The 9,619-nt window shown below is 67.9% G+C and carries 10 protein-coding genes; all 10 read left to right on the top strand.

Features of this window, described 5'->3' with window-relative positions; genetic code table 11:
* Window positions 1–1,043: 1,043 nt before the first annotated feature.
* Genes acpP through fabG form a run of 10 tightly spaced genes read left to right on the top strand, consistent with a single transcriptional unit; the run spans window position 1,044 to window position 9,448 of the window.
* On the top strand, window positions 1,044–1,271 hold the full coding sequence (gene acpP, locus SOX55_RS02065; protein ID WP_325285773.1) for an acyl carrier protein: 228 nt from the start codon (window positions 1,044–1,046) through the stop codon (window positions 1,269–1,271).
* 55 nt (window positions 1,272–1,326) lie between these two features.
* Window positions 1,327–1,746: an acetyl-CoA carboxylase biotin carboxyl carrier protein gene (locus tag SOX55_RS02070; protein WP_325285774.1), complete on the top strand. Its 420-nt coding sequence runs from the start codon at window positions 1,327–1,329 to the stop codon at window positions 1,744–1,746.
* Window positions 1,740–3,131, top strand: coding sequence for an acetyl-CoA carboxylase biotin carboxylase subunit (gene accC / locus SOX55_RS02075; RefSeq protein WP_325285775.1), 1,392 nt, complete (start codon window positions 1,740–1,742; stop codon window positions 3,129–3,131). The genes SOX55_RS02070 and accC overlap by 7 nt, the downstream gene beginning before the upstream one ends.
* Before the next feature lie 38 nt (window positions 3,132–3,169).
* On the top strand, window positions 3,170–3,982 hold the full coding sequence (accD, locus tag SOX55_RS02080) for an acetyl-CoA carboxylase, carboxyltransferase subunit beta (protein ID WP_442873600.1): 813 nt from the start codon (window positions 3,170–3,172) through the stop codon (window positions 3,980–3,982).
* The gene (locus SOX55_RS02085) at window positions 3,979–4,791 is read left to right on the top strand and encodes an acetyl-CoA carboxylase carboxyltransferase subunit alpha (protein WP_325285777.1); all 813 of its coding nucleotides are present in this window, start codon (window positions 3,979–3,981) and stop codon (window positions 4,789–4,791) included. The genes accD and SOX55_RS02085 overlap by 4 nt, the downstream gene beginning before the upstream one ends.
* A complete protein-coding gene (locus tag SOX55_RS02090; protein WP_325285778.1) occupies window positions 4,788–5,735 on the top strand; it encodes a beta-ketoacyl-ACP synthase 3 in 948 nt (315 codons plus the stop codon). Before SOX55_RS02085 ends, SOX55_RS02090 begins: the two co-directional genes overlap by 4 nt.
* Before the next feature lie 11 nt (window positions 5,736–5,746).
* Window positions 5,747–6,688, top strand: a complete 942-nt coding sequence (locus SOX55_RS02095; protein WP_325285779.1) for a nitronate monooxygenase — start codon at window positions 5,747–5,749, stop codon at window positions 6,686–6,688.
* Window positions 6,679–7,767: an NAD(P)H-dependent flavin oxidoreductase gene (locus SOX55_RS02100; protein ID WP_325285780.1), complete on the top strand. Its 1,089-nt coding sequence runs from the start codon at window positions 6,679–6,681 to the stop codon at window positions 7,765–7,767. Before SOX55_RS02095 ends, SOX55_RS02100 begins: the two co-directional genes overlap by 10 nt.
* Window positions 7,764–8,708: an ACP S-malonyltransferase gene (gene fabD / locus SOX55_RS02105; protein ID WP_325285781.1), complete on the top strand. Its 945-nt coding sequence runs from the start codon at window positions 7,764–7,766 to the stop codon at window positions 8,706–8,708. The genes SOX55_RS02100 and fabD overlap by 4 nt, the downstream gene beginning before the upstream one ends.
* A complete protein-coding gene (fabG, locus tag SOX55_RS02110) occupies window positions 8,705–9,448 on the top strand; it encodes a 3-oxoacyl-[acyl-carrier-protein] reductase (protein ID WP_325285782.1) in 744 nt (247 codons plus the stop codon). Before fabD ends, fabG begins: the two co-directional genes overlap by 4 nt.
* Window positions 9,449–9,619 lie beyond the last annotated feature (171 nt).

Below are 9,619 nucleotides of genomic sequence, written 5' to 3' on the forward strand. Positions count from 1 at the left end.
AACCACCGTCGCGGCAGTACGATTCCCGGCCCCGTTGGGGCCGCCAATCGTGCCGCTTCCTCGAAACAGCCCTCGCTGTTTCCGCCGCTGGCGGCGCTTCGCCTGTTTCCCCCGTTTTCTTTGGGTCTTGCCCAAAGAAAACGGGCCGTGCACGGTCCAAAAGAAAGGCGCTTTTGGCCTTTGTACACAAAGGCTGACGGGGGATTCCTCAGACACTGCGGCGGTGACTTGCCAGCCTTCTGCCGGCTGCGCTCTCCATTCTGCGTAAGCCGATACTGCTCCGCCGCAAGCCGAGGCCTGGGTGGTCATCGGGGTGCAGAATCGAAAGGCCCCTGCGTGTTGGCCCCGGGCGTTCCGCTTCGCTGCGCCCTACCGGGGTGGTTGATGGGACACTCCGTTTCGCTGCTCTCCGCTAATGCCCGGGTATGCGCGTAGCGACTGGACAGCCGTTGGCGGCTTTTCCGCCTTACGGATGTCGCGTCCCCCTTGCGGGGAAGCGGACCGCGCGGGCAGAGAAGGACAGTCCTTTCGGTTTTCCACCACGACAACTGCCGCACTTCCGCAACTTGCGGCGGCAGACTCTCCGGGACTGCCAGTGTCAGACGCACCCGGCAAAAGATTTCTGGATTCAGTCGGCAGCGTCTGAGAAGACCCCCGGTCTACCCTTTGCGCAGCAAAGGGTACGAAAGCGCCTTTTTCTTCCACCGTGCACGGCGCATTCTTTTTCGGCAAGACGAAAAAGAATGGGGGGTGCAAAGCCGTGACCTTCGTCACATCCCCGCACCGAAAGCGGTGCAACATTCCCCGGGAATGGCGGTCAAGCCCGCAGCCTTCGCTGCCCCCCGGTGATCACCGGCATCCCCCGGCACCCGGGCGGGTGCAAAACAGCCTCCCAGCAGGTGTCCCCCGCAAGCAAACGATTTCCTTTAACAGACAAAATTTACTTGACAAACACCGGCCCTGTGCATAAAATGTGCTTAAATTATTTTAGTTAAAAATAATTAATTAAAATAATCAATCTATCGATATAAGGAGTACGTCATATGGAATTCGAGAAAATGCGGGACATCATCGTGGAGACCCTGGGCTGCGAGGCTGAGCAGGTGACCCTGGAGGCCTCTCTCACCGACGACCTGGGCGCCGATTCCCTGGCTTCCGTGGAGCTGACCATGGCCCTGGAAGAGGCCACCGGCATTTCCATCGAGGACAGCGCTCTGGCCGAGATGAAGACGGTGGGCGACATCCTGAACTATCTCAACAGCCACAAGTAAGAAGCGCGCCGCCGGAGGGGAGACCCTCCGGCGGACGTGACGGAAAGGAAATTCCATGACCAATCAGGAAATTTTCGATTTGATCGCCTGTTTCGACCGCAGCGGCCTCACCTCCCTGCGCCTGACGAGACAGGACGTGACCATAGAGATGACCAAGGGCGGCGCCGCCCTCCCCGCCGCCCCGGCTGCCCCCTCCCCCGCCGTGTCCGCCCCCGCTGCCGCGCCGGCGCCGGAGGGCCGGGTCATCACCGCCCCCATGGTGGGCACCTGCTACGCCGCCCCCGCTCCCGACCAGCCTCCCTTCGTGCAGGCCGGGGACCGGGTGGCCAAGGGCCAGACGCTGTGCCTGATGGAGGCCATGAAGATGATGAGCGAGGTGACGGCCCCCTGCGACTGCGTCATCCGGGAGGTACTGCTGAAAAACGGAGAGCTGGCGGAGTTCGGCCAGCCCCTGTTCCGGTACCAGCCATGCTGAAGCGGGTACTGATCGCCAACCGGGGGGAGATCGCCCTCCGGGTGCTGCGGGCCTGCCGGGAGCTGGGCATGGAGACGGTGGCCGCCTATTCCCAGGCGGACGCCGAGGCCCTCCACGTGCAGCTGGCCACGGATGCCGTGTGCATCGGCCCCGCCCGGGCCGCCGACAGCTACCTGAACCACACGGCCTTGCTGACGGCGGCCCTGGCCTCCGGCTGCGACGCCGTCCACCCCGGCTACGGCTTTTTGTCGGAGAACGCCGACTTTGCCGACGAGTGCGCCGCGGCGGGCCTGACCTTCATCGGCCCCTCCGGCGACACCATCCGGAAGGCCGGGTCCAAATCCGCCGCCCGGGCGCTGATGCGCGCCGCCGGCGTGCCGGTGACCCCCGGCTCCAACGGCCCGGTTTCCTCCGTGGAAGAGGCGCTGGCCGCGGCGGAGAAGGTGGGCTACCCGGTGCTGATCAAGGCCTCCGCCGGCGGCGGCGGCCGGGGCATCCGCCGGTGCAACGGCCCGGAGGACCTGCCGGCCGCCTATGACGCCGCCCGGGCCGAGGCCCGCTCCTGCTTCGGCGACGAGGAGCTGTATCTGGAGAAGCTGGTGCTGCGGCCCCGGCACATTGAGTTCCAGATTCTGGCGGACCGCCACGGCAATGTGATTCACCTGGGGGACCGGGACTGCTCCGTCCAGCGGCGGAGCCAGAAGCTGATTGAGGAGGCCCCGGCCCGCTGCCTGACGGAGGAGCTGCGCCGGTCCATGGGCGAGGCCGCCGTCCGGGCGGCCCGGGCCGTGGGCTACGAGGGCGCCGGCACCGTGGAATTCCTGCTGGACAGCGACGGGGAGCATTTCTACTTCATGGAGATGAACACCCGCATCCAGGTGGAGCACGGCGTGACGGAGCTGATCACCGGCGTGGACCTGGTGCGGGAGCAGCTTCGGGTGGCCTCCGGCCTGCCCCTGTCGGTTACCCAGGAGGAGGTGGGCCTCACCGGCCACGCCATGGAGTGCCGCATCAATGCCGAGGACCCTCAGCAGGACTTCCGGCCCTGCCCCGGCAAGGTGGAGTTCCTCCACTTCCCCGGCGGCGCGGGGGTGCGGGTGGACTCCTGCCTGTACAACGGCTGCACCCTCTCCCCCCATTACGACTCCCTGGCGGCGAAAATTCTGGTCCATGCCCCCACCCGTCTGGAGGCCATCCGGAAAATGCGCCGCTGCCTGGAGGAATTCACGCTGGAGGGCTTCCCCACCAACGCGGAGCTGTCCTACCAGATTCTGTACCATCCCGTTTTCGTCCGGGGCGGGTGTACCACCGCGTTCCTGGATGAGCATTTGCCGGAGCTGCTGGAATTCGGGCGGCGTCTGGCGGAAAGTGAGGAACATCCGTGACCGGAGTGTTTGCCCGCCGCCGTGAGCGGCTGCTGGCCATGAAGGCCATGCGGGAAAACTACGTCCCCGGCGACCGGCTGGTGACCTGCCCCAGATGCGGCGGGGAGACGGAGCGGCGGGAGATGGTGCTGAGCCTGTCGGTTTGCCCCAGGTGCGGCTACCATTTCCCCATCGGCGCCTACCGGCGGCTGAGCATGGTGCTGGACCCCGGCACCTTCCGGGAGCTGAACGAGAACCTGTCCGCCATGGACCCCCTGTCCTTCCCCGGCTACCGGGAGAAGCTGGAAAAAGCCCGGCAGAAAACCGGCCTCAACGAGGCCGCCGTCACCGCCACCGGCGCCATCGGCGGCTGCAAGTGCGTGGTGGGCGTGCTGGACAGCCGGTTTTTCATGGGTTCCATGTCCGCCGCCGTGGGAGAGAAAATCACCCGGGCCATTGAATTTGCCGGGAAAAATAAGCTGCCCCTGATCCTGTTCTCCGCCAGCGGCGGCGCCCGGATGCAGGAGGGCATCTACTCGCTGATGCAGATGGCCAAAACCAGCGCCGCCCTGGCCCGGCTGGACGAGAAGGGCGTGCTGTATATCTCCGTGCTGACGGACCCCACCACCGGCGGCGTCACCGCCAGCTTCGCCTCCCTGGGAGACATCGTGCTGGCGGAGCCGGGGGCCCTCATCGGCTTTGCCGGCCCCCGGGTGATTCAGCAGACCATCGGCCAGACGCTGCCGGAGGGCTTCCAGCGCGCCGAGTTCCAGATGGACCACGGCTTCGTGGACGCGGTGGTGCCCCGGAAGGAGCTGCGGGACACGCTGATTCAGCTGCTGCGGCTCCACGGGAAAGGAGGCCGGCCATGAACAGGCTCACCGCCGCGGAGCGGGTGGCCGTGGCCCGGCACCCCCAGCGGCCCAATATCAATGACTATATCGACGGCCTCTTCACCGATTTTTTCGCCCAGCGGGGCGACCGCCTGTTCGGGGAGGACGGGGCCATCCTGGGCGGCGTGGCGCTGTTCCACGGCCGGCCCGTCACCGTCATCGGCACCCGCAAGGGCCGGACGGCGGAGGAAAACCTGAAATGCAATTTCGGCATGCCGGGGCCGGAGGGCTACCGGAAGGCGCTGCGGCTGATGCACCAGGCGGAGAAGTTCCGCCGGCCCGTCATCACCTTCGTGGACACCGCCGGGGCCTACCCCGGCCTGGGCGCGGAGGAGCGGGGCCAGGGGGAGGCCATTGCCCGGAACCTGCTGGAGATGAGCCGTCTGACGGTGCCCATCGTGACGGTGATCACCGGCGAGGGCAACAGCGGCGGCGCCCTGGCCTTGGCGGTGGCGGACCGGGTGGCCATGCTGGAAAACGCGGTGTACGCCATTTTGTCCCCCGAGGGCTTCGCCTCCATTCTGTGGAAGGACGCCGCCCGGTCCGGCGAGGCCTGTGAGCTGATGGGCCTGACGGCGCCGGAGCTGCTGGCAGGCGGGGTCATCGACGAGGTGATCCCGGAGCCTCCCGGCGGCGCCCACACCGACCCGGTGCTGACCATCGCCCATGTGGACCGGGCGCTGAAGCGGGATCTGGCGGCGCTGGATCAGGAAAAGGACCTGCCTGCCGCCCGCTGGCGGAAGTTCCGCAAACTGGGCGTACCGCCCATCCAGGAGGAAAAGACATGAACGGAATCCGAATCCGCGGCACCGGCCGCTGCGTCCCGGAGCGGACGGTTACCAACAGCGATCTGGCGAAGATCGTGGACACCAGCGACGAGTGGATCACCACCCGCACCGGCATTGAGCGCCGCCACCACTGCACCGGGGAGACCCACGGCGCCCTGTGCGCCGCCGCCGCACGCCGGGCGCTGGAGCGGGCCGGCGTAGGGCCGGAGGAGATCGGCGGGTGCATTGTGGCCACCGTCACCGGCGAAACGCTGGTGCCCTCGGCGGCCTGCGCCCTGCAGAAGGAGCTGGGCCTGCCGGAGGACATCCCCTGCTTCGACCTGAACGCCGCCTGCACCGGCTTTCTCATGGGCCTTCACACCATGGAGTGCCTGCTGACCGCATCCCGCCGCCGCTACGGCCTGGTGGTGGGCGCGGAGGTGCTGAGCCGCATTCTGGACTGGACCGACCGGAGCACCTGCATTCTGTTCGGTGACGGCGCCGGCGCGGCGGTGGTGGAGTGGAACGAGGAATTTGACTCCATCTCCGCGGAGCTGGGGGTCCGGGGCGACGATCAGGTGCTGCGCCTGCCCGGCGTGGAGACCGGGGGCCACAGCTATCTCACCATGGACGGCAAAAAAGTGTTCAAATTCGCCGTGGAGGCGGTGCCGGAGTGCATCGACCGGGTGCTGCGGCGGACGGGCAAGGCCGTGGAGGACGTGGACTTCTTCGTGTTCCACCAGGCCAACGCCCGCATCATCGACCTGGCGGTGCGGAAGTACCGCATCCCGCCGGAGAAGTATTACAAAAACATTCAGGAGTACGGCAACACCTCCGCCGCCAGCATCCCCATCGTCCTCAGCGAGCTGCAGGAGCAGGGGAGGGTCCGGAGCGGCAGCCGGGTGCTGCTGGCCGGCTTCGGCGGCGGCCTCACCTGGGGCGGCGCGCTGGTGGAATTTGCGTGAAGGAGTGCAATATGATCAGACTCAACGAGCTTTTGGGAACGGAGTTCCCCTTCATTCAGGGCGGCATGGCCAACATCGCCACCGGTGAGTTCGCCGCCGCCTGCTCCAACGCCGGCGCGCTGGGGGTCATCGCCACCGGCGGCATGCTGGACCCGGAGCTGCTGCGCAAACAGATCCGCATCTGCCGGGAGCGGACGGACAAGCCCTTCGGTGTCAACCTGATGCTGATGAACCCCTGCGCCGACGACATGGCGAAAATCATCATCGAGGAAAAGGTGCAGGTGGTCACCACCGGCGCCGGCAACCCCGGCAAGTACATCCCCGCCTGGAAAGAGGCCGGGGTGAAGGTGCTGCCGGTGGTGGCGGCCTCCATTCTGGCAAAGCGGCTGGTGCGCCTTGGGGTGGATGCGGTGATTGCCGAGGGCACCGAGTCCGGCGGCCACGTGGGGGAGATGACCACCATGGCCCTGGTTCCCCAGGTCATCGACGCGGTGGACGTCCCCGTGGTGGCGGCAGGCGGCATCGCCGACGGCCGTCAGTTCGCGGCGGCGCTGTCTCTGGGTGCCTGCGGCGCCCAGGTGGGCACCTGCCTGCTGGGCAGCGTGGAGTGCCCCATTCATGAAAACTACAAGCAGGCCATTCTGAAGGCCAAGGACAGCGACACCACCGTCACCGGCCGCAGCATCGGCGGGCCGGTGCGGGTGCTGAAAAACCGGATGGCCCGGGAGTATCTGGCTCTGGAGAAGCGGGGTGCCACCCTGGAGGAGCTGGAGAAAGTGACGCTGGGAGGCCTGCGCCGGGCGGTGTTCGAGGGCGACATGGACCACGGCAGCGTCATGGCCGGTCAGGTGGCCGGCATGGTGCATGAGATCCGCCCCGTGCGGCAGATTTTTGAGGAGCTGTACAGCGGCGGCATGGCCGTGCTGCGGGAAAGGGCATCTGAATGGCGGTAACCATCGGGAAAAAGACCCTCCCCCTGCCGATTCTGCAGGGGGGCATGGGGGTGGGGATCAGTCTGGACCGGCTGGCAGGGGCGGTGGCCGCCTGCGGCGGCATGGGGACCATCTCCACGGCCATGTGCGGCTTCCGGGAGCCGGATTTTGACGCCGACCCCCAGGGGGCCAACCTGCGGGCGCTGGAGCGGCAGGTGCGGCGGGCCAAGGAGGCCGCCAGAGGCGTGGGCCTGGTGGCCGTCAACGCCATGGTGGCCACCAGCCAGTACGCCGACAGCGTCCGCACCGCCCTCCGGGCGGGGGCCGACGCCATCGTCTGCGGCGCGGGGCTTCCGAAGGACCTGCCCGCCATCGCGGCGGAGGTGCCGGAATCCGACGCGGCCCTGGCCCCGGTGGTCAGCAGCGGCCGGGCGGCGGCCCTCATCTGCCGCCTGTGGGACCGGCACTACCACCGCGTTCCCGACTTCGTGGTGCTGGAGGGCCCCCAGGCGGGGGGCCATCTGGGCTTTACCCCGGAGGAGGCCCGGGAGGCCCAGGCGGGCCGGCCCATCTCCCTCAGCAGGCTGCTGCGGGAGGTGCTGGCGGCGCTGGAGCCTTACCGGAAGCAGTACGGCCGGGACATCCCCGTGTTTGTGGCGGGAAATGTGAAGGACGGGGCGGAAATGGCCCGCTATATGGCGGAGGGCGCCGCCGGCGCCCAGTTTGCCACCCCCTTTATCGCCACGGAGGAGTGCGACGCGGCGGAGGGCTACAAGCAGCGGCTGCTGGAGGCCAGGGCGGAGGACGTGACCATTTTGAAAAGCCCCGTGGGTCTGCCGGGCCGGGCGCTGCGCTCGCCCCTGATCCGCCGGGTGGAGGCCGGGAAGCAGCCCAAACCCACCCGCTGCTTCCGCTGCCTCACCGCCTGCCGCCCCGCCGAGACCCCCTACTGCATCTCCCGGGCGCTGATGTCCGCGGCGGAGGGGGACTGGGAAAACGGCCTGTTTTTCTGCGGCGCCGGAGCCGGACGGGTGAACGCCATGTCCACCGTCCGGGAGCGCATGGAACAGATTATGAGAGAATGGAGGTCCGCGCAATGAAGCTGGGCTTTTTGTACGCCGGACAGGGTAGCCAGCACCCCGGCATGGGAGCCGACCTGTACGAGGCGTATCACGCCTTCCGGGCCGTCATCGACGGCGCGGAAGTGGATTTTGACCTGAAGGAAGTGTCCTTCACCGACGCGGACGGCGTCCTGAACCGGACCCGTTACACCCAGCCCTGCATGGTGGCCTTCGCCGCCGGTCTGACGGCGGTGCTGGCGGAGCGGGGCATCGTCCCCGCAGTGGCGGCGGGACTGTCTCTGGGCGAGTACTCCGCCCTCCACGCCGCCGGCGTGCTGGACGCGGAAACCGCCATCCGCACGGTGGCCTTCCGCGGCAAAGCCATGGAGGAGGCCGCCGCCGGCCGGGAGTCCGCCATGATGGCGGTGCTGAACCTGGACCGGGGCCCCCTGCAGGAGGCCTGCGACGAGGCCTCCGCCCTGGGCTGCGTGGTCATTGCCAACTACAACTGCCCCGGCCAGCTGGTCATCGGCGGCGAGAAGGCCGCTGTGGAGCGGGCCGCGGCCCTGGCAAAGGAGCGGGGCGCCCGCCGGTGCCTGCCCTTGAAGGTCAGCGGACCCTTCCACACCCCCCTGATGGCCCCCGCCGGGGAGGCCCTGGCGGGCTACTTCCCCGCCGTGGCCTTCGCCGAGCCGAAGCTGCCGGTGATTTTCAACTGCCTTGGCTCCGAGGACCGGGGCGGCGTTTCCATACCGGAACTGCTGGTGCGCCAGGTGCAGAGCAGCGTCTTCATGGAGGACTCCATCCGCCGCATGGCGGCGCTGGGGGTGGACGCCATTGTGGAGATCGGACCGGGGAAGGCCCTGTCCGGCTTCGTGAAAAAGACGGTGCCCGGAATGCCGGTCACCGCCGTGGAAACCGTGGCCGACGTGGAACACCTGGAGGAAACCCTGAACAAGCTGATGGAGGAGCGGGCATGAACGAACTGACTGGAAAAACGGCCCTGGTCACCGGCGGCAGCCGGGGCATCGGCCGGGCCATCTGCCTGGAGCTGGCGGCCCGGGGGGCCAATGTGGCGCTGTGCTACGCCGGCGGCGAGGCCGCGGCGGCGGAGACGGCGCGGCTGTGCGAGGAGCGGGGCGTGAAGGCCCTGGCCATCCGCTGCGACGTGTCCGACGGCGCTCAGGTGAAGGCCATGGTGGACGAGACGGTCCGCGCCTTCGGCAGCCTGGACATTCTGGTGAACAACGCCGGCATCACCCGGGACGGTCTGGCGGTGATGATGAGCGAGGAGAATTTCGACGCGGTGATTGCCACCAACCTGCGGGGTGCCTTTCTGTGCATGAAGGCCGCTGCCCGGCCCATGATGAAGAAGCGCTGGGGCCGCATGGTGAATCTCAGCTCCGTGGTGGGCCTCCACGGCAACGCCGGGCAGGTGAACTACGCCGCCAGCAAGGCCGGCGTCATCGGCATGACCAAGTCCATGGCCAAGGAGCTGGCCGCCCGGAATGTCACCGTCAACGCGGTGGCCCCCGGCTTTATCGACACCGACATGACCGCCGTGCTGCCGGAGGCGGCCAAAGCCGCCCTGCTGGGCTCCATCCCCCTGGGGCGAATGGGGAAACCGGAGGACGTGGCCCGGGCGGTGGCGTTCCTCTGCTCCGACGACGCGGCGTATATCACCGGGCAGGTGCTCTCCGTGGACGGAGGCATGAACTGAGAAATTGCACCGGCCCCGGTGCGGGGGATCGCGGGTTCCCCGCGGGGGATGCGGACCACCGTCGCGGCGATACGATTCCCGGCCCCGTTGGGGCCGCCAATCGTGCCGCTTCCTCGAAACAGGCTCGCTGTTTCCGCCGCTGGCGGCGCTTCGCCTGTTTCCCCCACTTTT

The organism is Dysosmobacter sp., from assembly GCF_034093755.1.
In the GTDB taxonomy this organism is placed as follows: domain Bacteria; phylum Bacillota; class Clostridia; order Oscillospirales; family Oscillospiraceae; genus Oscillibacter.